This window comes from Neisseria sp. P0007.S010 (assembly GCF_051962875.1).
GTDB classification, from domain to species: domain Bacteria; phylum Pseudomonadota; class Gammaproteobacteria; order Burkholderiales; family Neisseriaceae; genus Neisseria; species Neisseria subflava_A.
In genome coordinates, this window is sequence record NZ_JBQCUX010000002.1 from 248482 (window position 1) to 273108 (window position 24627).

At 48.4% G+C, this 24627-nt stretch carries 21 protein-coding genes and 1 pseudogene; 14 read left to right on the top strand and 8 right to left on the bottom strand.

The window, feature by feature from the left end; genetic code table 11:
- Positions 1 to 124: 124 nt before the first annotated feature.
- Positions 125 to 694 (top strand): acetate uptake transporter, encoded by a 570-nt coding sequence (locus ACTHR7_RS02655; RefSeq protein ID WP_440370274.1) that lies wholly within the window; start codon positions 125 to 127, stop codon positions 692 to 694.
- Positions 695 to 771: 77 nt separating this feature from the next.
- Here ACTHR7_RS02655 and yfaE read toward each other — a convergent pair whose 3' ends face one another.
- From yfaE to nrdA, 4 genes are all read right to left on the bottom strand, one after another.
- Positions 772 to 1071 carry a class I ribonucleotide reductase maintenance protein YfaE gene (yfaE, locus tag ACTHR7_RS02660; protein WP_003686421.1) on the bottom strand — a complete coding sequence of 100 codons (300 nt, stop codon included), beginning with the start codon at positions 1069 to 1071 and terminating at the stop codon, positions 772 to 774.
- A gap of 105 nt (positions 1072 to 1176) precedes the next feature.
- The gene (gene nrdB / locus ACTHR7_RS02665) at positions 1177 to 2310 is read right to left on the bottom strand and encodes a class Ia ribonucleoside-diphosphate reductase subunit beta (RefSeq protein ID WP_107867326.1); all 1134 of its coding nucleotides are present in this window, start codon (positions 2308 to 2310) and stop codon (positions 1177 to 1179) included.
- 128 nt (positions 2311 to 2438) lie between these two features.
- Positions 2439 to 3284 (bottom strand): TIR domain-containing protein, encoded by an 846-nt coding sequence (locus ACTHR7_RS02670; RefSeq protein ID WP_107867327.1) that lies wholly within the window; start codon positions 3282 to 3284, stop codon positions 2439 to 2441.
- An 82-nt stretch (positions 3285 to 3366) separates the two neighbouring features.
- Positions 3367 to 5646, bottom strand: a complete 2280-nt coding sequence (gene nrdA, locus ACTHR7_RS02675; RefSeq protein WP_440370275.1) for a class 1a ribonucleoside-diphosphate reductase subunit alpha — start codon at positions 5644 to 5646, stop codon at positions 3367 to 3369.
- Between the two features lie 392 nt (positions 5647 to 6038).
- Here nrdA and ACTHR7_RS02680 point away from each other — a divergent pair, with 392 nt between their 5' ends.
- Positions 6039 to 6371 carry a hypothetical protein gene (locus ACTHR7_RS02680; RefSeq protein WP_049349442.1) on the top strand — a complete coding sequence of 111 codons (333 nt, stop codon included), beginning with the start codon at positions 6039 to 6041 and terminating at the stop codon, positions 6369 to 6371.
- 51 nt (positions 6372 to 6422) lie between these two features.
- On the opposite strand, the gene ACTHR7_RS02685 is transcribed toward ACTHR7_RS02680, so the two are convergent.
- Both ACTHR7_RS02685 and ACTHR7_RS02690 read right to left on the bottom strand, forming a co-directional pair.
- On the bottom strand, positions 6423 to 7157 hold the full coding sequence (locus ACTHR7_RS02685) for an epoxyqueuosine reductase QueH (protein WP_004464372.1): 735 nt from the start codon (positions 7155 to 7157) through the stop codon (positions 6423 to 6425).
- A gap of 100 nt (positions 7158 to 7257) precedes the next feature.
- Positions 7258 to 8710 (bottom strand): annotated as a pseudogene (locus ACTHR7_RS02690) (patatin-like phospholipase family protein).
- A 140-nt stretch (positions 8711 to 8850) separates the two neighbouring features.
- Here ACTHR7_RS02690 and recO point away from each other — a divergent pair.
- The 10 genes from recO (at position 8851) to ACTHR7_RS02740 (ending at position 20839) form a co-directional block, all read left to right on the top strand.
- Positions 8851 to 9594: a DNA repair protein RecO gene (gene recO / locus ACTHR7_RS02695; RefSeq protein ID WP_293206029.1), complete on the top strand. Its 744-nt coding sequence runs from the start codon at positions 8851 to 8853 to the stop codon at positions 9592 to 9594.
- A 68-nt stretch (positions 9595 to 9662) separates the two neighbouring features.
- Positions 9663 to 10391, top strand: coding sequence for a pyridoxine 5'-phosphate synthase (pdxJ, locus tag ACTHR7_RS02700; protein ID WP_070589100.1), 729 nt, complete (start codon positions 9663 to 9665; stop codon positions 10389 to 10391).
- An 88-nt stretch (positions 10392 to 10479) separates the two neighbouring features.
- A complete protein-coding gene (acpS, locus tag ACTHR7_RS02705; protein ID WP_293206036.1) occupies positions 10480 to 10857 on the top strand; it encodes a holo-ACP synthase in 378 nt (125 codons plus the stop codon).
- 154 nt (positions 10858 to 11011) lie between these two features.
- The gene (locus ACTHR7_RS02710; RefSeq protein ID WP_293206070.1) at positions 11012 to 11815 is read left to right on the top strand and encodes an NUDIX domain-containing protein; all 804 of its coding nucleotides are present in this window, start codon (positions 11012 to 11014) and stop codon (positions 11813 to 11815) included.
- Position 11816: 1 nt separating this feature from the next.
- Positions 11817 to 12239 carry a hypothetical protein gene (locus tag ACTHR7_RS02715; RefSeq protein ID WP_293206039.1) on the top strand — a complete coding sequence of 141 codons (423 nt, stop codon included), beginning with the start codon at positions 11817 to 11819 and terminating at the stop codon, positions 12237 to 12239.
- 765 nt (positions 12240 to 13004) lie between these two features.
- Complete coding sequence (gene prpB, locus ACTHR7_RS02720) at positions 13005 to 13880, top strand: methylisocitrate lyase (RefSeq protein WP_440370276.1); 876 nt, start codon at positions 13005 to 13007, stop codon at positions 13878 to 13880.
- Between the two features lie 84 nt (positions 13881 to 13964).
- Positions 13965 to 15119: a bifunctional 2-methylcitrate synthase/citrate synthase gene (gene prpC / locus ACTHR7_RS02725; RefSeq protein ID WP_107867336.1), complete on the top strand. Its 1155-nt coding sequence runs from the start codon at positions 13965 to 13967 to the stop codon at positions 15117 to 15119.
- A 401-nt stretch (positions 15120 to 15520) separates the two neighbouring features.
- Positions 15521 to 18127, top strand: a complete 2607-nt coding sequence (gene acnD, locus ACTHR7_RS02730) for a Fe/S-dependent 2-methylisocitrate dehydratase AcnD (RefSeq protein WP_440370277.1) — start codon at positions 15521 to 15523, stop codon at positions 18125 to 18127.
- A 117-nt stretch (positions 18128 to 18244) separates the two neighbouring features.
- Positions 18245 to 19414 (top strand): 2-methylaconitate cis-trans isomerase PrpF, encoded by a 1170-nt coding sequence (gene prpF, locus ACTHR7_RS02735; protein ID WP_440370278.1) that lies wholly within the window; start codon positions 18245 to 18247, stop codon positions 19412 to 19414.
- Between the two features lie 213 nt (positions 19415 to 19627).
- Positions 19628 to 20839, top strand: a complete 1212-nt coding sequence (locus ACTHR7_RS02740; RefSeq protein ID WP_440370279.1) for an acetate kinase — start codon at positions 19628 to 19630, stop codon at positions 20837 to 20839.
- 59 nt (positions 20840 to 20898) lie between these two features.
- Here the strand turns inward: ACTHR7_RS02740 and purM are convergent, their stop codons facing one another.
- Positions 20899 to 21933, bottom strand: coding sequence for a phosphoribosylformylglycinamidine cyclo-ligase (gene purM / locus ACTHR7_RS02745; protein ID WP_440370280.1), 1035 nt, complete (start codon positions 21931 to 21933; stop codon positions 20899 to 20901).
- 203 nt (positions 21934 to 22136) lie between these two features.
- Here purM and ACTHR7_RS02750 point away from each other — a divergent pair, with 203 nt between their 5' ends.
- Complete coding sequence (locus ACTHR7_RS02750) at positions 22137 to 23207, top strand: AI-2E family transporter (RefSeq protein ID WP_371489651.1); 1071 nt, start codon at positions 22137 to 22139, stop codon at positions 23205 to 23207.
- Between the two features lie 67 nt (positions 23208 to 23274).
- Positions 23275 to 23991, top strand: coding sequence for an S-methyl-5'-thioinosine phosphorylase (locus ACTHR7_RS02755; protein ID WP_070609003.1), 717 nt, complete (start codon positions 23275 to 23277; stop codon positions 23989 to 23991).
- Between the two features lie 46 nt (positions 23992 to 24037).
- On the opposite strand, the gene ACTHR7_RS02760 is transcribed toward ACTHR7_RS02755, so the two are convergent.
- A complete protein-coding gene (locus ACTHR7_RS02760) occupies positions 24038 to 24532 on the bottom strand; it encodes a hypothetical protein (RefSeq protein ID WP_440370281.1) in 495 nt (164 codons plus the stop codon).
- Positions 24533 to 24627 lie beyond the last annotated feature (95 nt).

The window sequence follows — 24627 nt, forward strand, 5'->3', positions numbered from 1 at the left end:
ATATTCAAGGCCGTCTGAAAAATATTTTTCAGACGGCCTGATTTTTTTAAATTTATTTCTTTTAATTTTAAATAAAACCTGTAACAATGGGTTTCCTATTTCTAATAACTAGAGGAGAAATAAAATGACTACTACTAAAGAAAACCTGGCGAACCCAGGTCCAGTAGGCCTGTGTGGCTTTGCATTGACAACTTGGTTGCTCAGTCTGATTAACGGCGGCTTTTTTACTGCTCAAGAGGGTGTCGGCTTAGTTTTGGGCATGGCTCTCGCCTTTGGTGGTATCGCCCAAGTTATTGCCGGTATGTTTGAATTCAAGAAAGGCAATACGTTTGGCTTTACCGCTTTTATCAGCTATGGCGCCTTCTGGTGGACATGGGCTTTGTTTACCATCTTTTTTAAAGGTGAAACAGCCCCGGCATTTATCGGCTGGTATCTTTGCGCATGGGGTATGTTTTCGCTGATGATGTTTGTGGCCACCTTGACTAAGCCTAAAGTATTGAGCGGTATTTTCTTTTTCTTGACACTGACTTTCTTTGCCCTGGGTATTGGCGATGGTATGGAAAATCATAGCATCGTCCATATCGGCGGTTTCTTAGGCTTGGTAACTGCACTTGGTGCGTTCTACTTGGCAGCGGCAGAGGTCATCAACGAATCTTTCGGCCGTACTGTTTTGCCGATTGGCGAACGTAAATAAGCTTGACCATACAAAATGCCGTCTGAATGGTGGAAATGAAATCAAAGATTTCGACCGCAATGTTCAGACGGCATTTTTTATTTGTCTTCAAATAAATCGACATCAAATAAATCCGGCTCTTTAATTCGCTCCCGACAATCAAGCTTGATGTCTTCGGTAACCCGACAGCAGCACGGCAAAATTTCTCCGGGCGCGACAAAAGCGAGCGGAAAATTATCATAAGAGACTTTCCCATCCAAGATTTTGACCCGGCATGAACCGCAATAGCCGCTGCGACATTGGTATTCAACCTCGTGTCCGGTGCGCTCCAAGCCCTCCAATAAGGTTTCGCCTTGTTGGAGTTGGAAGGTTTTGTCGTGTGTGCTGATGAGTGCCATATGATTTGTTTGGATTGGAAAGGCCGTCTGAAACGGTGTAAAGACGAAATCAAAGATTTCTGCCACACCGTTCAGACGGCCTTGATCATAAAACCGAATGTTCGATTACAGCTCGAAATCGCCTAAATCGTCGGCATTGACTTCCGAATCAATCTGACCAATCAGGTAAGAGGAAATTTCTACTTCCTGTGGCGCAACCTGTACATTGTCAGAAGACAACCATGCGTTGATCCAAGGAATCGGATTTTGAGTCGCACCTTCAAATCCGGCAGGAAGGCCAACCGCCTGCATACGCAGATTGGTAATGTATTCAACGTATTGAGCCAGAATTTCTTTATTCAGGCCAATCATTGAGCCGTCTTTAAACAGATAGGCAGCCCATTCTTTTTCCTGCTCGGCTGCTTTTTTGAAGAGGTTGAAGCACTCGTCCTGCAATTCATCGGCAATTTCAGCCATTTCAGAATCATCGGCACCGGCACGCATCAGGTTGAGCATATGCTGGGTACTGGTCAGGTGCAGGGCTTCGTCACGGGCAATCAGCTTGATGATTTTGGCGTTGCCTTCCATCAATTCGCGCTCGGCAAAGGCGAAAGAGCAGGCGAATGAAACGTAGAAGCGGATGGCTTCCAATACGTTGACGCACATCAGGCAGAGATAGAGCTTTTTCTTCAACTCACGCAAAGACACGGTAACAAGTTTGCCACCGATATTGTGCGAACCTTCGCCCAACAGATTGTAATACTGAGTGTATTCAATCAAATCATCGTAATAGCAGGCAATGTCTTCAGCACGGGCGATGATGTATTTGTTTTGCACAATATCATCGAACACGACTGAAGGATCATTCACGATATTACGGATGATATGAGTGTAGCTGCGTGAGTGGATGGTTTCGCTGAAGCTCCACGTTTCAATCCAAGTTTCCAGCTCGGGAATAGACACCAAAGGCAAGAACGCAACATTCGGGCTGCGGCCTTGGATCGAATCGAGCAGGGTTTGGTATTTCAGATTGCTGATGAAAATATGTTTTTCGTGTTCGGGCAGATTGGCGTAGTCGATACGGTCGCGCGATACGTCGATTTCTTCCGGGCGCCAGAAAAACGACAGTTGCTTTTCAATCAGTTTCTCAAATACTTCGTATTTCTGCTGGTCATAACGGGCGACATTTACCGGCTGACCAAAAAACATCGGCTCTTTAAGTGCGTCGTTTTTGGTTTTGGAAAAGGTGCTATATGACATGGTTAGGTGTTCGCAGGACATGGCTGTTTTCTCAGATTAATTTAAATTTAGCATTTTTGATTACAGACAACCTTTTAGATTTAATTGAAGGTCGTCTGAAAAAATTAGTACAGATCTGGGACTATATCTTAAAGTCTATTCATATCAATATCGAATCCTGCTGCTTTTAACTCTTTGGCAATTTTGTATTTCCATTGGTCAAAATCATTTGCTGGTATATAACCTAAACCTTGAATATCTGATGGAAATTCAACATTTTTACTGACTAAGCAGCAAACTCTTTTTCTCCCCAATTTCGCCATCAAATAACCATGTTCAAGCACTACATTTTGTCTTGCGCGGGGTTTAAGCTCTCCATCTTCTAATTTCAGACGACCTTCATCGCATGGCGTATAAAGAACAATACCAAAACCTACATCTGTACATTCTTCAATTTTTTCAATAATTGTTTTTCCGATATTGGCTTGCTCTTGCAAAATAATTGGTTCTAGTCCTAATGCTCTTAGTACATTCTCTACTTGCGTGCGGAGAAGAGTATCTCGACCATGAACGATAAAAACTTCATTAGAATAAGTATGTATCTCTTTTTTATATTTTGGAACAGTAGTTGTTAATAAGTTCTGGCCTTCCTCTAAAAGTTCATCAGTTATATTTTTTGTATATCTCTCATCTCTTGATACCTCTTCTTTTGAATATATCCATATAGCCACTACATTAGAGTTTCGTTGCCGATCATCCCATTTATCCTGTAGGATTTTTTTAATTGATGTAGTCTCTAAGTCAGATTGTGTTACAACAAATCGGCAAATATCTTTTATGATATAACCATCTATTCTCAATGGCTGTTCTTTTAGATACGGTATTACAAACTTTTCTAATACCTTAGCTTTATCTTGTATATCAAGTTCATGATATTGTCTATTTCTGCCATTTTTATCTTTTTCATTAGTTTCTACCAATACATGATAAAACATTATTTTTCCCTTTAGTATTACTTTCTTAATATTTTTCAGATGCCCTTTAAAACGCTATAAAGTCGTTTGAAAATCCCCCTTATCAAATCTTACAAGCCCCGCCCACGCAACCATCATCTTGAATATCGGTTTGAGTATCATCCGCGCCGTCGCGGGTGTTGTGGTAGTACAGGGTTTTGACGCCGTATTTATAGGCAGTCAGAAGGTCTTTCAGCATTTGTTTCATGGAAACTTTGCTGCCTTCAAATTTGTTCGGGTCGTAGGCGGTATTGGCGGAAATCGATTGATCGACGAATTTTTGCATTACGCCGACGAGTTTCAGGTAGCCTTCGTTGCCGGGAAGCTGCCACAGGGTTTCGTAGGCATCTTTCAGGGTTTCAAATTCCGGTACGACTTGTTTCAAAATACCGTCTTTTGATGCTTTAACGCTGACCAGGCCACGTGGGGGCTCGATGCCGTTGGTGGCGTTGGCAATTTGCGAGCTGGTTTCAGACGGCATGAGTGCGGTCAGGGTTGAGTTGCGCAGACCGTATTTGACGATGTCGGCGCGCAGGCTTTCCCAGTCGTAGTGCAAAGGCTCGTTGCACACAGCGTCCAAGTCTTTTTTGTAGGTGTCGATGGGCAGTTTGCCTTGCGAGTAAACGGTTTGGTTGAAGAGCGGGCATGCGCCGTATTCTTTGGCAAGGTTTACCGATGCTTTGAGCAGGTAATACTGCATGGCTTCAAAGGTGCGGTGGGTCAGGCCGAGGGCGGAGTCGTCGCTGTAACGTACGCCGTTTTTCGCCAGATAGTAGGCGTAGTTGATGACGCCGATGCCGAGTGTGCGGCGGTTCATGGTTGCGGTGCGTGCTGCTGCAACCGGATAGTCTTGATAATCCAGCAGGGCATCAAGTGCGCGAACGGTCAAATCGGCAAGCTCTTCCAGTTCGTCCAAGTTGTTCAATGCGCCCAAGTTGAAGGCAGACAAGGTACACAAGGCAATTTCGCCTTCTGCGTCGTTGATGTTGTCCAGCGGTTTGGTTGGCAGGGCGATTTCCATGCACAAGTTGGACTGATGAACAGGCGCAACGCGCGGATCAAACGGGCTGTGCGTGTTGCAGTGGTCAACGTTTTGGATGTAGATACGACCGGTACCGGCGCGCTCCTGCATCAGGGTGGAGAACAATTCTGTTGCCGGTAAAGTGCGTTTGCGGATGTTTGGATCTTGCTCGTATTGAGTGTAGAGACGCTCGAATTCGTCTTGGTCGGCGAAGAAGGCATCATATAAACCCGGAACTTCATTCGGCGAGAACAGGGTAATGTTGCCGCCTTTAATCAAGCGGGTGTACAGCAGGCGGTTGATTTGCACACCGTAGTCCAGTTGGCGGATACGGTTGTCTTCTACGCCACGGTTGTTTTTCAATACCAACAGGCTTTCGGCTTCGATGTGCCACAATGGGTAGAACAAGGTTGCCGCTCCGCCGCGTACGCCGCCTTGTGAGCAGGATTTAACGGCCGCTTGGAACATTTTGAAGAATGGGATACAGCCGGTGTGTTGCGCTTCGCCGCCGCGGATTTCACTGCCCAAGCCACGGATACGGCCGGCGTTGATGCCGATGCCTGCTCGTTGGGAAACGTATTTCACAATCGCGCTGGTGGTGGCGTTGATGGAGTCGAGGCTGTCGTCGCATTCAATCAACACGCAGCTTGAGAATTGACGGGTAGGCGTACGCACGCCGCTCATGATAGGCGTAGGCAGCGATACTTTGAATGTGGAAACGGCGTCGTAAAAGCGTTTGACGTAATCCAAACGGGTCTCTTTCGGGTATTTGCTGAAGAGACACATCGCTACCAAAATGTATAAGAACTGCGGTGTTTCATAAATTTGGCGAGTAACGCGGTTTTGAACCAGATATTTGCCTTCCAGCTGTTTCACGGCAGCATAAGAGAAGGTCATGTCGCGGCTGTGGTCGATATAGGCATTCAGCTCGTCGAATTCTTCGCGGCTGTAATCTTCGATGATGTGGCGGTCGTATTTGCCTGCCTCGGTCAGTTTTTTAACGTGATCGTAGAGGTGAGGCGGTTCGAACTCGCCGTAAGCAATTTTGCGCAGGTGGAAAATGGCGAGGCGGGCGGCCAGATATTGATAATCGGGCGTGTCTTGTGAGATCAGGTCGGCTGCGGCCTTGATGATGGTCTCATGGATGTCGTCGGTACGGATACCGTTGTAAAACTGAATATGTGATTTGAGCTCGACTTGCGATACGGAGACGTTTTGTAAGCCTTCCGCCGCCCAAGTAACAACACGGTGGATTTTGTCTAAATCGATATCTTCCAAGCGTCCGTCGCGTTTGGTTACTTTAATATTCGTTGCTGCATTCATTATTCAGTCTTCCCATTAAAAAACACAAGATACGGTATTTGATTGCTTTGAACGGCACAATATAATGTATTTTTCTTTGTTTAACTAGACTTGACAATGCGCTTTTTTCGGGGGTTGATTAAAGAGGGGAATGGCTCAGGCTAGGTTTTATGTGGGTTTGTGGCGGTCAGGCATTATTTTGTGTTTGCATCACATTTGTTCAAAAATTTTCTAGAGGCTTATGAAATAAAGAGATTTATATTTAGATTTCGTCTAAATGGAAGGTGTGTTAAATTTTGCAAAGCAAGTAGTATGATGTAGTAATTAACCACATTTTTTATCATATAAAAAATGGGCGTTTTGCCAGTGCTCAGGCGAAACATATAATGGAAAAACTATTTAGGAGAAGAATCATGTTGATGCTGAAAAATTTAGGTTCCGCACTGGCGGCGATTGCCATATTGAGTTTGGGTGCTTATTCTGCCGAGGTGGCGGCCAAGCCGCATGGCCCTCATGTGAGCAAACACCAGCCAGCGAAGAAAAACAAATTGCATCCTGCCTGCAAGCAATACCTTGAGCGCCGTGCCGCTTGGTATCGCTACAAGGGCAACAAGGCCGAGTTGAGGGAAAACCGTAAAGCGGCAAAAGCGTTCCGTGGTTTGCCTTATGCCGAGCAAAAAATCCAATGCCAAGCCGCTTATCGGGCATTTGATGATTTTGATCACGGCAAATTCCGACGCCGTTAATCGGCTGATTTGAATAAAGGCCGTCTGAATATTTCAGACGGCCTTTGATATTTATTTCTCAACGATGATTTTGTTTTCGGCTTGAGGCTCGTATTGAGTGGATTCATCACCGTAATACAACACGCCCAGCTTGATGGGGATGCGGCCTTGCGATTTGCGGTGGGCATTGGAGTCGCGCAGGGAGTAGGCGCATCCGCAGTATTCTTGTTGGTAGAAATGTTCGCGTTTGCTGATTTCAATCATGCGTGCGCTGCCGCCGCCTTTGCGCCAGTTGAAATCCCAATAAACCAAGTCATCGTACGGCTCGGCGGCGCGATGGCCGCAGCCATTAATTTGTTTCATGTCTTTCCAGCGTGAAATGCCCAGTGAGCTGGTGAAAACATGAAAGCCGTTTTCATGGGCGTATTGCGCTGCTTTTTCAAAACGCATGTCGAAACACATGGTGCAGCGGATACCGCGTTCAGGTTCAAATTCCATGCCTTTGGCTTTGGCGAACCATTCTTTACGGTCGTTTTCGTAGTCGTCGTCTTTATCGACAAAGGGGATGCCGAATTTGTCCGCAAAGCGCATGTTTTCTTCTTTGCGCAACATATATTCTTTGTGCGGATGGATATTGGGGTTGTAAAAATAAATGGTGTAGTCGATACCGCTGGCAAGCATGGCTTCCATCACTTCGCCGGAACATGGGGCGCAGCAGGAATGCAGCAGGACTTTTTTATGGCCGCCGGGCGGAACGAGAATAGGGCGGTCAATATCGGTAACGATGGGAGTGTTTAATTCGGTCATGGTTGGATTCTATTTATTGTTAAGTGTTTCAGACGGCCTTAGGTATTGAGGCCGTCTGAAATATAAGATGAAGTGTATATTATTTTAACAGAGCTACACTTTATGGAACAGTTTGCTCCTGCTTTTCTTTTTCGTTCAATAGCTTGAATTCTTGCGCATCAGGAGGTGGGGCTGCGAAGATGGTGTCTGGATTGGGGTGTGCCGCAAATTCTGCCAGTAGGTTGCGATAGTCCAGCGACTGCTTCATCAGTTCGGCGGCAGCGGTGCGTAGGTTGTCCACGTCTTCCGGCGGCAGATAGAAGCTGGTCGGAATATTCAATACCTTATCCCTCAGCCGGGATGGCGGAAGGTCTTTGAGATTGAGGCTGACGAAAGAGAAATAGATGTCTTCGTTCCGCTTGTCTTTGTTCCATTGGTCGACAAAGGCCCTGAAGCGGCGCAAAGATTCTTGCGAATGTTGGTCGATCGGGATATTCACAATGGCAGAAACGACATCGCGGAAACCGGGTACGGCCGCGCTTTTATCCAAATTGCTGCTGACTTCGTTTTGGGCATTGACGTTGATGACGACAATATGGCGGATTTTGTTTTGTTTGATTTTATGCGTCAGGATTTTTTCCGGATACATCTCCGTCATGTCCAAAAGGCTGCGCATGCCCAGATTGTCGGTTAAGCCGCCGTCGATAAGGTGGATGTAGGGACGGTTTTTGCTGTTGCTGTATTTTTGGAAACGCTCGAAAAATTCTTTTCGGGTTTGCAGCTGTTTTTTACCTGCTTCGCTGTCGGAGACAAGTTGAAGCGGCAGTGTATATTGGCAATGGCCGCCGTTGTTATTAAGCGTAATTGGTGCAAACACCATGGGCACGGAGCTTGAAGCGGCGACGGCACGGGCAAGTCGCAAGTCGCCCAAGTCGATACACATCGGGTCGAAATATTCCTGTGTGAAATTGAAACGCTCGCCTATGCCCATATCGGTGGCGGAAATGATGGCAAACGGGCCTTTGGCATTTTTTTCCAAATCGCGGAAAGTGGTTTTACCGAAAAGGTAGTTTTCAAACTGCTCCTGCAACAGATCGCCGCGTCCGTATTCAGGCGAGGCCAGTCGGGGCAGATTGGACATGGAAAATGCTTGTTTGACGACTTGGCGTTGGAAGTTTTGGTGTAGGAAACGTTTATAAAACAAAGGAATGGTTTCTTCGCCCTTGAGTGCAAAATAAGCTGCCAAAACCGAGCCGCCGGATACGCCGACCACCACATCGACATTCGACATCAAAGACTGTTTTTTGCCGCCGATGGTAATCTGTTGCTTATGAAGCTGCTCCAACACACCATAACCCAAAGCCGCCGCACGCGTACCGCCGCCGGAGAACATCAACACAACAAGCGTATCGTCTTCGTCGTTGCGCTGAAGCCGGCTGGTTTCAAAGCGGTAGCCGCGTTGCAGGTCGACCGTATCAATACCGGCGATAGGTTGATATTTCACCAGCGAGCAGGCGGATAATTAGGGCTGCGGAGAGCAGGGAAAGGGCAGATTTAAAAGAGAATTTCGGCATAAACACAGGAAAGTCGGTTGTTTATTCAAAACGGATTATAAAGGTTTTCAGACGGACTTTATAGAAGGCAGACTTTCAGACGGCCTTTTTGCGTCGATTTTCCGTTATAATCGACACAATCTTTATCTTTCCAAACCCTTATGGCGCAACCAAACCGCATCAACCACGAACCTATCTTTCTGCTTGCTTCCGCCCCTTGGCGCGAGAGCAGCTTGTGGGTGGAGGCTTTCAGCCGCCGCTATGGGCGGGTGGCTTTGTTGGCCAGAAGCGCGCGCAAACGGCAGAGTGAATTGCGCGGCGTGTTGGTGCCGTTTGTGCCGGTGAGCGCGTCTTGGTATGGTTCTCAAGAGTTGAAGACCCTGCATCGCGCCGAATGGATAGGCGGTTGGCCGCAGCCGCAGGGCAGGGCTTTGTTCAGCGGATTGTATGTGAACGAGTTGATGCTGAAATTGACCGTCCGCGAAGATCCGTTGCCTGAGCTATACGATGTTTTAGCAGAAACCATGAAAACCATTTGTTGCAAGGTCAACCATATTGCCGCTTTGCGCCGTTTTGAATGGTCGCTGCTGACACGCTTGGGCTTTGCCCCCGATTTGTTCCATGACGGCAACGGAAATGAAATCAACGGTGAAGAAACTTATTGGCTCACACCGGAAGAGGCTGTGGTTCCCCTGGCCGAGGCCGACCGTTTCCATGTGCTCAATAAGGGCGTTGCCGTATTGGGCGCGACGTTAATTGATTTGAGGGAAGGCAGTTTCGTTCATCAGGAAAGTCTGGGGCAGGCTTTGAAAGTGACGCGGCTTTTGATTGACAACCTTCTGCCCGAGGGCATCAAGTCTCGGCAGGTTTTGCAGCAGTTGCAGCAGTTTGGCTTGGGCAGTTGAATTTTTTCAGACGACCTGTGATATGAGCAGGCTCAGGCCGTCTGAAACTTTAATGAAAGGACATTATTATGTTGTTAGGCGTAAACATCGACCATATTGCCACCGTCCGCAATGCGCGTGGTACGATTTATCCCAGCCCTGTCGAAGCGGCGCTGATTGCAGAAACCCACGGCGCAGATTTGATTACCATGCACTTGCGTGAAGACCGCCGCCATATTAAAGATGCGGACGTGTTCGCCGTTAAAAACGCCATCCGCACGCGCCTGAATTTGGAAATGGCGCTGACGGAAGAAATGCTGGAAAATGCGCTCAACGTCATGCCAGAAGATGTGTGCCTCGTGCCTGAAAAACGTCAAGAAGTAACTACCGAAGGCGGTTTGGACGTATTGGCGCAACAGGATAAAGTGGCCGAGTTCACCAAAATCTTGACCGACGCAGGCATCCGCGTGTCCTTGTTTATCGATGCCGACAACGCGCAAATCCAAGCCGCTTATGATGTCGGCGCGCCCGTTATAGAGTTGCACACCGGTGCATATGCCGATGCGCACAGCCACGCCGAGCAGATGAAACAATTCGAGCGCATTCAAAACGGCGCGCATTACGCCAGCGATTTGGGTTTGGTTGTCAACGCCGGACACGGCCTGACCATTCACAACGTAACGCCGATTGCCCAAATTCTCGCTATCCGCGAGTTGAACATCGGCCATTCGCTGATTTCCCAAGCACTCTTCCTCGGCCTGCCTGAAGCGGTCCGCCAAATGAAGGAAGTCATGTTCAGAGCCAGAATGCTGCCTTAACGGCATCAGCCATACAGGCTAAAGCGGTTTGCTTTGGCCGGTATCCACACTTTCAGACGGCCTGACTATTTAAACAAGGAGCAGACCCATGATTTACGGAATCGGTACAGACATTGTTTCCCTCAAACGCATTATCCGCCTGAACAAAAAATTCGGACTGGCATTTGCGCAACGCATTCTCAGCCCGGAAGAGCTGTTGGAGTTTCCACAGGCAGGCAAGCCGGTCAACTATCTTGCCAAACGCTTTGCCGCCAAAGAGGCTTTTGCCAAAGCCGTCGGTACGGGCATACGCGGCGTGGTGTCCTTCCGCAATATCGGTGTCGGACATGACGCATTGGGCAAGCCTGAATTATTTTTTGCACCTGCTTTGACCAAATGGCTGGAAGAACAGGGTATCCGAAGCTGCCATCTCAGTATGAGCGATGAAGAGGATACCGTCATGGCTTTTGTCATTGTGGAAAAATAAGGCCGGATTTAAGGATTCTGAAATAGAGCATCCTTTTCAGACGGCCTGAAAGTATTAGGTATTTGTTGAAGGTCGGGCGTATAGGCCCGACATCGTTTTTGTACGTATAAATCGGCAGGTGTCGCTGCCTGCCGCATATAAGAATAAGCTCATGATGACTGAAGACACACGTCCATTGGTGCAAGTGGTTGCCGGAATTTTGCTCGACCAAAACGGCCGCTACCTGCTCAGTTCCCGCCCCGAAGGAAAACCGTATGCCGGCTATTGGGAATTTGCCGGAGGCAAGGTTGAGGCAGGCGAAAGCGATTTTCAAGCCTTGCAGCGCGAGTTTGAAGAAGAACTCGGCATCCGTATCCTTGCCGCTACGCCGTGGCTGACGAAAGTCCATTCCTACGAACACGCACATGTACACCTGCATTTTTTATGGGTAGAAGCCGACCAATGGACAGGCGAAATCCAATCTAGGGAAGGGCAAAAATGGGCATGGCAAAAGGCAGGGGATTTTACCGTTGCGCCGATGTTGCCTGCCAATAGCGCATTATTACGTTCCCTCTCTATTCCGCGCCAGCTTCAAGGCCGTCTGAAAAGCGGCTTGAGCGGTCAAAACAGCATGGGTGAATATTATGTTGTGCCATATCTGTCGGCTCAGCATCAAACCGCATCTGCCGTATTGTTGGAATTTGCCGATTGGCAGCAAGGCAAGCCGATAGAAGCATCCAGCGTGTGGCCAATCATTGAAAATGCCGAACAATGGCAGCAGGTGCAAAATGCGGATGCTGTAGTATGGAAAGTGGCGAATGAAGCGGCAGCCAAGCAAGTTATGGATATTTTGGCACAAGGCGTGGCGATGCCGCTGATTGTGGCAGCTCCGGAAAGTATGGTTTCCATTTATCGCGAACAGTGGCAGAGCATGGGTGCGCACGCCGTTTTGACCGATAATGACATTGAGGCCGTCTGAAATGAGTAAAAATCAAAAGCTTCTGATTGCCGCTGTTTTACTGATTGTATTCGCGGCGGCCAAACTGCTGCTCTTGGATTGGTGGCAGCGGCAACAGACAAAAGCGAATGTAGTCGAATGTAGTTTGACACAAGGCTGCGTCCTGCCTGACGGTTCAAAAGTGCGAGCGACCTCTATCAATACACACGAGCCTTTTGATATTGTGGTAGAAAATGTGCCGAAGAATACGGGCTCGGTCAGTATCAGTTTCAGTATGAAAAACATGGACATGGGCTTCAACCGCTACAACCTGACGCAACAATCGCCACAAAGTTGGCAGGCTGCGCAAATCCGCTTGCCGTTTTGCGTCGAAGGTCGCCATGATTACACTGCCGACATTACCATTGGCAAGCAGACTTTTCAGACGGCATTTAGTGCAGAGTAGTCATCATGCAAAGGCCGTCTGAAAATTTAAAGGCAAAAAATTTTAATTTTTTCAGAAGGCATATTTAAAAGTTCTTTATAAATGAATCAATTATAAATTATTTTTAGATAGATTGTTTACAATTATTCTGACTATCAGCCAAAAACACAAAACGGACAGAAGCTAGGCAACACAAGGGTTTGATGTGGTACAGCCTGTCCGTTTTTTACATTTGTTGTGAAAAAATCGTTTATTAATAACTGAATTTTTTATAATTTTTTTGAAAAAAGTGTTTGACAAGACCGGTTTTATTTTTTAAATTTGTTTCCATAAATAAAAACTACATCGCACTACAAAGGAACATCATCATGAATCTGTATCAAACCACTCTCTCTTGTTATAGATTTTCTCCCATCTCTGCCGCTCCCGTCGCTGCCAGCTTATTGGCAGTCGCAACGGTCTGAAGGCTCTCGACCCGAATCCAGTTTCCGCATTCCTACAAACGTTTCGGGTTTTAAAATATCTGCATCTCCAATCGAATTCATATTTTGATTAATAAAAATTAAAAAACGTACGCCTCCGCTTCAGCCTTATTGTATTTATTGGTTTTGATAACTATTTGTATTTATTGATTTTAAATTTTCAGATGGTTGATGATTGAAATTTTACAGGCCGTCTGAAAACAGTTTTTAGAACGATTGTTTCTTTTTAAACGGGTCGTTTCAAGTTGTGAAAAAACGAGCCGTCCGATTAATACTGAAAAAAAGTCTATAAAGGAGAAATATGATGAGTCAACACTCTGCCGGAGCACGTTTCCGCCAAGCCGTGAAAGAATCGAATCCTCTTGCCGTAGTCGGTTGCGTCAATGCTTACTTTGCACGATTGGCTACCCAAAGCGGTTTCAAAGCAATCTATCTGTCTGGCGGCGGCGTGGCGGCCTGCTCTTGCGGTATCCCTGATTTGGGCATTACCACAATGGAAGATGTGCTGATCGACGCACGACGCATTACGGACAACGTGGATACGCCTTTGCTGGTGGATATTGATGTGGGTTGGGGCGGTGCATTCAATATTGCCCGTACCATTCGCAACTTTGAACGCGCTGGTGTTGCAGCGGTTCACATCGAAGATCAGGTAGCTCAAAAACGCTGCGGCCACCGTCCGAACAAAGCCATTGTTTCTAAAGATGAAATGGTCGACCGTATCAAAGCTGCCGTAGATGCGCGCGTTGATGAGAACTTTGTAATTATGGCGCGTACCGATGCGCTGGCGGTAGAAGGTTTGGATGCCGCTATCGAACGCGCTCAGGCTTGTGTCGAAGCCGGTGCGGACATGATTTTCCCTGAAGCCATGACCGATTTGAAAATGTACCGCCAATTTGCAGATGCAGTGAAAGTACCTGTATTGGCCAACATTACCGAGTTTGGTTCTACTCCGCTTTATACTCAAAGCGAGCTGGCTGAAAACGGCGTGTCGCTGGTGCTGTATCCGCTGTCATCATTCCGCGCAGCAAGCAAAGCCGCTCTGAATGTTTATGAAGCGATCATGCGCGATAGCACTCAGGCGGCGGTGGTTGACAGTATGCAAACCCGTGCCGAGCTGTACGAGCATCTGAACTATCATGCCTTCGAGCAAAAACTGGATAAATTGTTTCAAAAATAAGTAACCGCTTTCAGACGGCCTTTCAACAAATCCGCATCGGCCGTCTGAAAAATAAATCCCATAAAAATACAAAGGAGAAATACCATGACTGAAACTACTCAAACCCCGACTTTTAAACCTAAAAAATCCGTTGCGCTTTCTGGCGTTGCGGCCGGTAATACCGAATTGTGTACCGTTGGCCGTACCGGCAACGATTTGAGCTATCGCGGTTACGACATCTTGGATTTGGCACAAAAATGCGAGTTTGAAGAAGTCGCCCACCTGTTGATTCACGGTCATCTGCCCAATAAATTCGAGCTGGCCGCTTATAAAACCAAGCTCAAATCCATGCGCGGCCTGCCTATCCGTGTGATTAAAGTTTTGGAAAGCCTGCCTGCACATACCCATCCGATGGACGTGATGCGTACCGGCGTATCCATGCTGGGCTGCGTTCATCCTGAACGTGAAAGCCATCCGGAAAGTGAAGCGCGCGACATTGCCGACAAACTGATCGCCAGCCTCGGCAGCATCCTGCTGTACTGGTATCAATATTCGCACAACGGCAAACGCATTGAAGTTGAAAGCGACGAAGAGACCATCGGCGGTCATTTCCTGCACCTGTTGCACGGCAAATGCCCAAGCGAATCACACATCAAAGCCATGCACGTTTCACTGATTCTGTATGCGGAACACGAGTTCAACGCTTCTACCTTTACCGCCCGCGTGATCGCCGGTACAGGCTCTGATATGTACTCCAGCATTACCGGTGCAATCGGCGCGTTGAAAGGTCCGAAACACGGCGGTGCAAACGAGGTGGCTTACGATATTCAAAAACGCTACCGCAATGCCGACGAAGCCGAAGCCGACATCCGCGAACGCATCGGCCGCAAAGAAATCGTGATCGGTTTCGGTCATCCGGTGTACACCATTTCCGACCCTCGCAACGTTGTCATTAAAGAAGTGGCACGCGGTTTGAGCAAAGAAACCGGCGATATGCGCCTCTTTGACATTGCCGAACGCTTGGAAAGCGTGATGTGGGAAGAGAAAAAAATGTTCCCGAATCTGGACTGGTTCTCTGCCGTTTCCTACCAAAAATTGGGCGTACCGACCGCTATGTTCACACCGCTGTTCGTAATTTCCCGTACAACCGGTTGGAGCGCACACGTTCTCGAGCAACGCAAAGACGGCAAAATCATCCGTCCGAGCGCAAACTACACAGGCCCTGAAGATTTGGCATTCGTGGAGATTGAAAACCGCTAATACGCGTAACAGCAGGGTGGGCCGCCTGCCCGCCCCATCTCGAAATGTCGTTTGAAAACAATGAATAAATGATGTTTTCGTTTTTCGACGGCCTAGTGCAGTATGCGAGAGAGAGAGCCGGCCGTTTGGAAAACATGCTGCTCTGCTGTCGTCATTCCCATACAGGCAGAAATTCAAAAGTTGAAATATTCTGCTGTAAAGAGTGCTGAAAGATTTAAGTTTGGATTTCCGTCTATACGGGAATGATGGTAGCGGAGCAGCAATTTTTTTTCATACCGCGAATAGATTTCAGACAACAAGCAATAAAACAGAATTTATGGTTTTAGACGGCTTTAAGGTCCGAATCAACAGGCCGTCTGAAACCCAAAACCAAAAAAAGAATAGATTTTAGGAGAACCGACATGACTGCCAACCAACGCTACCGCAAAGCTTTACCCGGTACGGATTTGGAATATTACGACGCGCGTCAGGCGTGTGAAGACATCAAACCAGGCTCTTACGACAAGCTGCCTTATACAAGCCGTATCTTGGCTGAGAACTTGGTCAACCGCGCAGACAAAGTCGACCTGCCTACGCTGCAAAGCTGGTTGGGCCAGCTGATTGAGGGAAAACAGGAAATCGACTTCCCTTGGTATCCGGCGCGCGTGGTGTGTCACGATATTCTGGGTCAGACAGCGTTGGTGGATTTGGCAGGCCTGCGCGATGCGATTGCCGAAAAAGGTGGCGATCCTTCCAAAGTGAATCCGGTGGTGCAAACCCAGCTTATCGTTGACCACTCTCTGGCCGTTGAATGCGGCGGCTACGATCCTGATGCCTTCCGTAAAAACCGCGAAATCGAAGATCGACGCAACGAAGACCGTTTCCACTTCATCAACTGGACAAAAACCGCATTTGAAAATGTGGATGTGATTCCGGCGGGCAACGGCATTATGCACCAAATCAACTTGGAAAAAATGTCGCCGGTTGTCCAAGTTAAAAACGGCGTAGCTTTCCCTGACACCTGCGTCGGTACTGACTCACATACGCCGCACGTCGATTCACTGGGCGTGATTTCCGTAGGCGTGGGCGGTTTGGAAGCCGAAACCGTGATGTTGGGTCGTGCCTCCATGATGCGTCTGCCTGATATTGTCGGCGTTGAGCTGACAGGCAAACGCCAGCCGGGCATTACTGCCACCGACATCGTGTTGGCACTGACCGAATTTTTGCGTAAAGAGCGCGTGGTTGGCGCATTTGTCGAATTTTTCGGTGAGGGCGTAAGAAGCCTGTCTATCGGCGACCGTGCCACCATTTCCAATATGACCCCTGAGTTCGGCGCGACTGCTGCGATGTTCGCTATTGATGAGCAAACCATTGATTATTTGAAACTGACCGGTCGCGACGATGCGCAAGTGAAATTAGTGGAAACCTACGCCAAAACCGCAGGCTTGTGGGCAGATGCCTTGAAAAACGCCGTTTATCCGCGCGTATTGAAATTTGATTTGAGCAGCGTAACGCGCAACATGGCAGGTCCAAGTAACCCGCATGCCCGTTTTGCGACCGCCGATTTGGCCAGCAAAGGCTTGGCAAAACCTTACGAAGAGCCTTCAGACGGCCAAATGCCTGACGGTGCAGTGATTATTGCCGCGATTACTTCGTGTACCAATACTTCCAATCCGCGCAACGTTGTCGCCGCCGCGCTGTTGGCACGCAATGCCAACCGTCTCGGCTTGAAACGCAAACCTTGGGTGAAATCTTCATTTGCCCCGGGTTCAAAAGTAGCCGAAATCTATTTGAAAGAAGCAGGCTTGCTGCCTGAAATGGAAAAACTCGGCTTCGGTATCGTTGCCTTCGCCTGCACCACCTGTAACGGCATGAGCGGCGCGCTGGATCCGAAAATCCAGAAAGAAATCATCGACCGCGATTTGTACGCCACCGCCGTATTGTCAGGCAACCGCAACTTCGACGGCCGTATCCATCCGTATGCGAAACAGGCTTTCCTCGCTTCGCCCCCGTTGGTTGTTGCCTACGCGCTGGCAGGCAGCATCCGTTTCGATATTGAAAACGACGTACTCGGCGTTTCAGACGGCCGCGAAATCCGCCTGAAAGATATCTGGCCGACCGATGAAGAAATCGATGCCGTCGTTGCCGAATATGTGAAACCGCAACAATTCCGCGACGTGTATGTGCCAATGTTCGACACCGGCAAGGCGCAAAAAGCACCAAGCCCACTGTACGATTGGCGTCCGATGTCCACCTACATCCGCCGTCCACCCTATTGGGAAGGCGCATTGGCAGGGGAACGCACATTAAGAGGTATGCGACCGCTGGCGATTTTGCCCGACAACATCACCACCGACCACATTTCGCCGTCCAACGCGATTCTGGCGGCGAGTGCGGCAGGCGAATATCTGGCGAAAATGGGTTTGCCCGAAGAAGACTTCAATTCCTACGCCACCCACCGCGGCGACCACCTCACCGCCCAACGCGCCACCTTCGCCAATCCGAAACTGTTTAACGAAATGGTGAGAAACGAAGACGGCAGCGTGCGCCAAGGCTCGCTCGCCCGCGTCGAACCCGAAGGCGAAACCATGCGCATGTGGGAAGCCATCGAAACCTATATGAACCGCAAACAGCCGCTCATCATCATTGCCGGTGCGGACTACGGACAAGGCTCCAGCCGCGACTGGGCGGCGAAGGGCGTACGGTTGGCGGGCGTGGAAGCGATTGTTGCCGAAGGCTTCGAGCGTATCCACCGCACCAACTTGATCGGCATGGGCGTGTTGCCGTTGCAGTTCAAACCGGGTACCAACCGCCACACCCTGCAACTGGACGGTACGGAAACCTACGATGTTGTCGGCGAACGTACACCGCGCTGCGACCTGACCCTCGTGATTCATCGTAAAAACGGCGAAACCGTTGAAGTTCCGGTTACCTGCCGTCTCGATACCGCAGAAGAAGTGTTGGTATATGAAGCTGGTGGCGTATTGCAACGTTTCGCACAAGACTTCTTAGAAGGAAATGCAGCGTAAGGTAAATCGGGTATCGTCAAAATACCCGGACTACGCTCAAAAAGGTTTTTAGACGGCCTTGAATGTTTGAGAGGCCGTCTGAAAAAACCATACTAGAAATACAAAGGAGAACTCAAAATGCCGCAAATTAAAATTCCAGCCGTTTACTATCGCGGCGGTACGTCTAAAGGCATTTTCTTCAAACGTACCGATCTGCCGGCCGCTGCGCAGGAAGCAGGCGAGGCACGCGACAAAATCCTCTTGCGCGTACTCGGCAGCCCAGACCCGTACGGCAAACAGATTGACGGTTTGGGCAATGCCAGTTCGTCCACCAGCAAAGCTGTGATTTTGGACAAATCCGAACGCGCCGATCACGATGTCGATTACTTGTTCGGGCAAGTTTCCATCGACAAACCTTTTGTCGATTGGAGTGGCAACTGCGGTAATTTGACCGCCGCCGTGGGCGCATTTGCCATCGAGCAAGGCTTGGTCGATAAATCCAAAATCCTTTCAGACGGCCTGTGTACCGTCAAAATCTGGCAGAAAAACATCGGCAAAACCATTATTGCCCATGTGCCGATGCAAAACGGCGCAGTTTTGGAAACAGGCGATTTTGAGCTTGACGGCGTAACGTTTCCGGCAGCCGAAGTACAAATCGAATTTCTTGATCCGGCCGACGGCGAAGGCAGTATGTTCCCAACCGGCAATTTGGTCGATGAAATTGATGTGCCGAATATAGGCCGTCTGAAAGCCACGCTTATCAATGCCGGCATTCCAACCATTTTCCTGAATGCCGCAGATTTGGGCTATACAGGCAAAGAGTTGCAAGACGATATCAACAACGATGTCGCGGCTCTGGAAAAATTTGAAACCATCCGCGCGTATGGTGCGCTGAAAATGGGTTTAATCAGCGACGTATCTGAAGCCGCCACCCGCGCCCATACTCCGAAAGTCGCTTTTGTCGCCCCTGCTGCCGATTACACCGCTTCAAGCGGTAAAACCGTCAAAGCTGCCGACATTGACTTATTGGTACGCGCGCTGAGCATGGGCAAATTGCACCATGCCATGATGGGTACCGCTTCAGTTGCCATCGCTACCGCCGCCGCCGTGCCCGGAACGCTGGTCAACCTTGCAGCTGGAGGCGGAGCGCGTAAAGAAGTCCGCTTCGGTCATCCGTCAGGTACACTGCATGTCGGTGCCGCCGCCGAATGTCAGGACGGACAATGGATGGCCACCAAAGCGGTCATGAGCCGTAGCGCACGCGTGATTATGGAAGGACAAGTCCGAGTGCCGGAAGATTGCTTTTAAGTTTTCAGACGGCCAAGCCATTAAACAAGGCCGTCTGAAAACCAAATAAGCAGATTTTAATCAGGTAGCGATACCTGCAATGGAGATTAGGATTGGGCATGAAGCCTGACTAAACACCAAACCAAAGGCAATCTGGAAAGCTCTCAAATGTTTTTGCTCTTTTCAGACGGCCTGAAGCCAAAAAAAACAATCAAAATTCAAAGGAGAAACACCATGTCCAACCAACTCATTCTTGTTCTGAACTGCGGCAGCTCTTCACTCAAAGGTGCCGTTATCGACCGTAAAAACGGCAAAGTTCTCTTAAGCTGTCTCGGCGAACGTTTGGGTACGCCCGAAGCAATAATCACGTTCAGCAAAGACGGCAAAAAATGCCAAACTGCTTTGACCAGCCGTAACGACCACGCCGGTGCAGTAGGCATGTTGCTGAAAGAACTGGAAAAACACGGCCTGCACGACCAAATTAAAGCCATTGGTCACCGTATTGCCCATGGCGGCGAAAAATACAGCGAATCTGTTTTGATCGACCAAGCAGTAATGGACGAACTCAATGCCTGCATTCCGCTCGCTCCGCTGCACAATCCTGCCAATATCAACGGTATTTTGGCTGCGCAAGAGCACTTCCCGGGCCTGCCCAATGTCGGCGTGATGGATACTTCGTTTCACCAAACCATGCCGGAGCGTGCCTACACTTATGCTGTTCCGCGCGAATTGCGCAAAAAATACGCTTTCCGCCGCTACGGTTTCCACGGTACCAGTATGCGTTACGTTGCCCCTGAAGCCGCACGCATCTTGGGCAAACCGTTGGAAGACATCCGCATGATTATTGCCCACTTAGGCAACGGCGCATCCATTACCGCCATTAAAAACGGCAAATCCGTTGACACCAGTATGGGCTTCACGCCGATTGAAGGCTTGGTGATGGGTACCCGTTGCGGCGACATCGATCCGGGCGTATACAGCTATCTGACTTCACATGCCGGTTTGGATGTTGCCCAAGTTGATGAAATGCTGAACAAAAAATCAGGATTGCTCGGTATTTCCGAACTCTCCAACGACTGTCGTTCTTTGGAAATCGCTGCGGATGAAGGCCATGAAGGCGCACGCTTGGCCCTGGAAGTAATGACTTACCGCCTTGCCAAATATATTGCTTCGATGGCTGTGGCTTGTGGCGGCGTTGACGCACTCGTGTTTACCGGCGGTATCGGCGAAAACTCGCGTAACATCCGTGCCAAAACCGTTTCCTATCTTGATTTCTTGGGTCTTCACATCGACACCAAAGCCAACATGGACAAACGCTACGGCAACTCCGGTATCATCAGCCCGACAGGTTCTATGCCGGCTGTTTTGGTGGTGCCAACCAATGAAGAGCTGATGATTGCCCACGATACGGCTCAGTTGGCCGGCTTTATGGAAGAAGTAGGCTAGGGCAGTGTAAACAAAAAAGTGCGGACTCATCATCCGCACTTTTTTAATTACATCTCAAATCAAGCCACTTGGGTTTGATGTTCGTCGCCGTTGCGCTCACGAATAACGCCCAAACGGTAAACGGTTTCGCCTTGTTCGCTCAAGAATGCTTGTACTGCATCGGCATCTTCTTTAGCAATGATAACGACCATGCCGATACCACAGTTGAATGTACGATACATTTCTTGGGTTTCCACATTGCCTGCTTTTTGCAGCCATTGGAACAGTTTAGGCAATTCCCACGCTTTGGCATCGATTTGTGCAACGGTATTTCCAGGCAAAACGCGAGGTACGTTTTCGGTAATGCCTCCGCCGGTAATATGGGCCATGCCTTTAATGGTGAATTTTTCCAAAGTGGCAAGGATAGGTTTCACATACAGGCGGGTAGGGGCGATGATGGCTTCGCGCAAGGTTTTGCCGTTGTCAAATTCCGCGTCCAAATCGGGATTGTCGCGCTCGATGATTTTGCGTACCAACGAATAGCCGTTGGAGTGTGCGCCGTTGGAAGCCAAGCCCAAAACAACGTCTCCGGCCTGAATGCTGCGGCCGTTGATGACGCGTTCTTTTTCAACTACACCGACGGCAAAACCGGCCAAGTCGTATTCGCCTTCGGGATACATGCCCGGCATTTCGGCTGTTTCACCGCCAATCAAAGCGCAACCGGATTCTTCGCAGCCTTGGGCAATGCCTTTAATCACATCAGTCGCGCGGGCAACATCCAGCTTGCCGCAAGCGAAATAGTCCAAGAAGAACAAAGGTTCCGCACCTTGAACCAAAATATCGTTGACGCTCATGGCAACCAAATCGATGCCTACAGTATCGTGTTTGTCCCAGTCGAAAGCCAGTTTCAGCTTGGTACCGACGCCGTCCGTACCGGAAACCAATACCGGGTTTTTGTATTTTTTGCCGATTTCGACCAAAGCGCCGAAACCGCCCAAATCACCCAACACTTCAGGGCGCATAGTACGCTTGGCAAAAGGTTTGATGTTTTCGACCAGTTGATCGCCTGCGTCGATATCCACGCCTGCGTCACGATAGCTCAAAGAAGTGCTCATTGGATTTCCTTATTCGGGTATGGGTAGATTGTCGGAGCGTATTTTATCTTAAATTGGAGGATTCAGGCTGAATTTTTTGGCATTATTGTCAACAATTTTTATTTTATCTTAATAGCCGTCTCGCTTTCAGACGGCCTTTGTGAATCTGTTATACTGCTTATTTATTTTGAAAACCTTAAGCATCAATTGGGGAACACCTTTTTATGTATCAAAAGAAAACGCGCGGCGCAAAACCGTGGATTATTATGGCTTGCGTCATCGCAGCCTTTATTTGGCTTTTATATGCCTTGGGCGATGTTTTGACGCCGTTTATTGTGGCCGCCGTTTTGGCCTATGTTTTGAATCCATTGGTCGAGTGGCTGCAATTGAAGCGTATCCGCCGCGCGCCGGCCTCTATGATTATTATGGCGTTTGCCTTGCTGGTATTGCTGTCGTTGGTACTGATTATCGTGCCTATGTTGTTGAACCAGTTTAACAATCTGGCCGAACGCCTGCCACAAATCGTAGGCTTTGTTCAAAACAAACTGCTGCCGTGGCTCAACAGCGTCAGCGGTGATTATATTCAAATCGATCAAGAATCAATCATCGCATGGTTGCAGTCGCATACGGATGAGTTGAGCAATACGCTTAAAGCATGGATTCCTACCTTGATGCGTCAAAGCGGTAATGTGATCAGCGGCGTCAGCAATTTGGTGTTGCTGCCTTTGTTGCTGTATTACTTCTTGTTGGATTGGAAACGCTGGTCTTCCGGAATCAGCAAGTTGGTTCCACGCCGTTTTATCGAGACCTACACGCGTATCAGCGGCAATATGGATGAAGTTTTGGGCGAGTTTCTGCGCGGCCAGCTGATGGTTATGATGATTATGGGCTTGGTCTATGGCTTAGGCTTGATGCTGGTCGGTTTGGATTCCGGCTTTGCCATCGGTATGATTGCCGGTATTTTGGTATTTATTCCGTATTTGGGTGCATTTACCGGCCTTTTGCTGGCAACAGTTGCCGCGCTTTTGCAATATGGCTCATGGCAGGGCTTGTTGATGGTCTGGGCTGTATTCGGTGTCGGACAATTCTTGGAAAGCTTTTTCATTACGCCCAAAATCGTCGGCGACCGCATCGGTTTGTCGCCTTTCTGGGTAATTTTCTCGTTGATGGCTTTCGGACAACTGATGGGTTTTGTCGGTATGCTTGCCGGCCTGCCGCTTGCCGCTGTAACGCTGGTTCTATTGCGTAAAGGCGCATCTGCCTATTTCGGCAGCCATTTTTACAAACATAAATAAATCGATAATATTAAGGCCGTCTGAAATCCAAGTTTCAGACGGCCATTGACAACAAAGGAAGTTTTATATGTTAGCCATTATCGGCGGCAGCGGTTTGACCAAACTGCCGGAACTTGAAATTACTGAACGAAAAATCGTACGCACTCCATACGGCTTAACCAGCAGCCCTATTTTGTTCGGCAGGTTGGGGCGCTTGGATATTGTTTTCCTTGCACGACACGGCTTCAGTCATACCATCGCGCCGCATGAAATCAACTACCGCGCCAATATCTGGGCGTTGCACTCTTTAGGTGTCGAAAATATCATTGCTATTTCCTCAGTCGTCGGTATCAATCCTGATTTTGAAAACGGCAGTTTGGTGTTGCCGGACGATTTAATCGACTATACCTATGGCCGTAAAGATACTTTTTTTGAAGGCCAAGAATGTCCGGTTGTCCATACCGATTTTTTCAACCCTTATTGCGATGAATTGCGACAAGAATTGTTGAATATCACGAAAGCGCACAATGTGCCGATTTATGATTCCGCTGTTTATGGTTGCCTGCAAGGCCCACGCCGTCCAACCCGCGCAGAAATCGCCCGTTATCGACGTGACGGCGTAGATGTACTCGGTATGACCGGCATGCCCGAAGCCGTTTTAGCTAGAGAGTTAAAAATGGCCTATGCCCACTTTTGCAGCGTCAGCAGTATTGATTGCTTTGATAGCGGAGTAGGGACTGTGGGCTGTAATGAACAGACTTCTATGGCGATGACGAAAATCCGACAATTATTGAATGGTTTGTAACTGATAATGCCGTCTGAAATGATGTTTTCAGACGGCATTGTTTTATTTAAGAAGCTGTTTCCCGCGCCCAATGGGGCAGGGAGGCTTTTTGTTTGCGGAACGAGGCAAGTTTCATACCCTGACATTTTTCAAAAATCAATTCGACCCCGCTTTGCAACTGCAAAATTAAATTGGTATGCGTTTCCGTTTTAATAAAATCGATATTGCGTTGCACCAAGCGCTGAATGACGGCATATACATCAAGGCAGCCATTTGCAAAAAACCACGGATTCAACTTTACCCAACGGCCGCCGCTTAATGCAGTATTAGGCTGAAAATCAGCACGAATCTGAGTCAGCCGATTGTCGGAGAAATGCAGTTCAATATCGCCATAAAGCCAAATATTCCAGCCTTTTTGTACCAACAAGCCTTTAGGGACGCAATCAGGCGCAGGAAACATCTGCAAAATAGACTCTGCTGATTGTCCGATTTCCAGATAATCAAACCGGCCAGTATACAAAAAATCATAAATATCAACGGCAATAGGAAAGTGGTAACGCATGGTAACAACCATAGAAAAGCGATTAACCAAGCTATCTTAAACTTAAAATATAATGAAATCAATTCTTATTACTATTTATTTATATAAGAAAGGCC

Bases quoted from the DNA above. Each gene is read 5' to 3' on its own strand.
- ACTHR7_RS02655 (WP_440370274.1), top strand. From the start codon at position 125: ATGACTACTACTAAAGAAAACCTGGCGAACCCAGGTCCAGTAGGCCTG.
- yfaE (WP_003686421.1), bottom strand. From the start codon at position 1,071: ATGGCACTCATCAGCACACACGACAAAACCTTCCAACTCCAACAAGGC.
- nrdB (WP_107867326.1), bottom strand. From the start codon at position 2,310: ATGTCATATAGCACCTTTTCCAAAACCAAAAACGACGCACTTAAAGAG.
- ACTHR7_RS02670 (WP_107867327.1), bottom strand. From the start codon at position 3,284: ATGTTTTATCATGTATTGGTAGAAACTAATGAAAAAGATAAAAATGGC.
- nrdA (WP_440370275.1), bottom strand. From the start codon at position 5,646: ATGAATGCAGCAACGAATATTAAAGTAACCAAACGCGACGGACGCTTG.
- ACTHR7_RS02680 (WP_049349442.1), top strand. From the start codon at position 6,039: ATGTTGATGCTGAAAAATTTAGGTTCCGCACTGGCGGCGATTGCCATA.
- ACTHR7_RS02685 (WP_004464372.1), bottom strand. From the start codon at position 7,157: ATGACCGAATTAAACACTCCCATCGTTACCGATATTGACCGCCCTATT.
- recO (WP_293206029.1), top strand. From the start codon at position 8,851: ATGGCGCAACCAAACCGCATCAACCACGAACCTATCTTTCTGCTTGCT.
- pdxJ (WP_070589100.1), top strand. From the start codon at position 9,663: ATGTTGTTAGGCGTAAACATCGACCATATTGCCACCGTCCGCAATGCG.
- acpS (WP_293206036.1), top strand. From the start codon at position 10,480: ATGATTTACGGAATCGGTACAGACATTGTTTCCCTCAAACGCATTATC.
- ACTHR7_RS02710 (WP_293206070.1), top strand. From the start codon at position 11,012: ATGACTGAAGACACACGTCCATTGGTGCAAGTGGTTGCCGGAATTTTG.
- ACTHR7_RS02715 (WP_293206039.1), top strand. From the start codon at position 11,817: ATGAGTAAAAATCAAAAGCTTCTGATTGCCGCTGTTTTACTGATTGTA.
- prpB (WP_440370276.1), top strand. From the start codon at position 13,005: ATGAGTCAACACTCTGCCGGAGCACGTTTCCGCCAAGCCGTGAAAGAA.
- prpC (WP_107867336.1), top strand. From the start codon at position 13,965: ATGACTGAAACTACTCAAACCCCGACTTTTAAACCTAAAAAATCCGTT.
- acnD (WP_440370277.1), top strand. From the start codon at position 15,521: ATGACTGCCAACCAACGCTACCGCAAAGCTTTACCCGGTACGGATTTG.
- prpF (WP_440370278.1), top strand. From the start codon at position 18,245: ATGCCGCAAATTAAAATTCCAGCCGTTTACTATCGCGGCGGTACGTCT.
- ACTHR7_RS02740 (WP_440370279.1), top strand. From the start codon at position 19,628: ATGTCCAACCAACTCATTCTTGTTCTGAACTGCGGCAGCTCTTCACTC.
- purM (WP_440370280.1), bottom strand. From the start codon at position 21,933: ATGAGCACTTCTTTGAGCTATCGTGACGCAGGCGTGGATATCGACGCA.
- ACTHR7_RS02750 (WP_371489651.1), top strand. From the start codon at position 22,137: ATGTATCAAAAGAAAACGCGCGGCGCAAAACCGTGGATTATTATGGCT.
- ACTHR7_RS02755 (WP_070609003.1), top strand. From the start codon at position 23,275: ATGTTAGCCATTATCGGCGGCAGCGGTTTGACCAAACTGCCGGAACTT.
- ACTHR7_RS02760 (WP_440370281.1), bottom strand. From the start codon at position 24,532: ATGCGTTACCACTTTCCTATTGCCGTTGATATTTATGATTTTTTGTAT.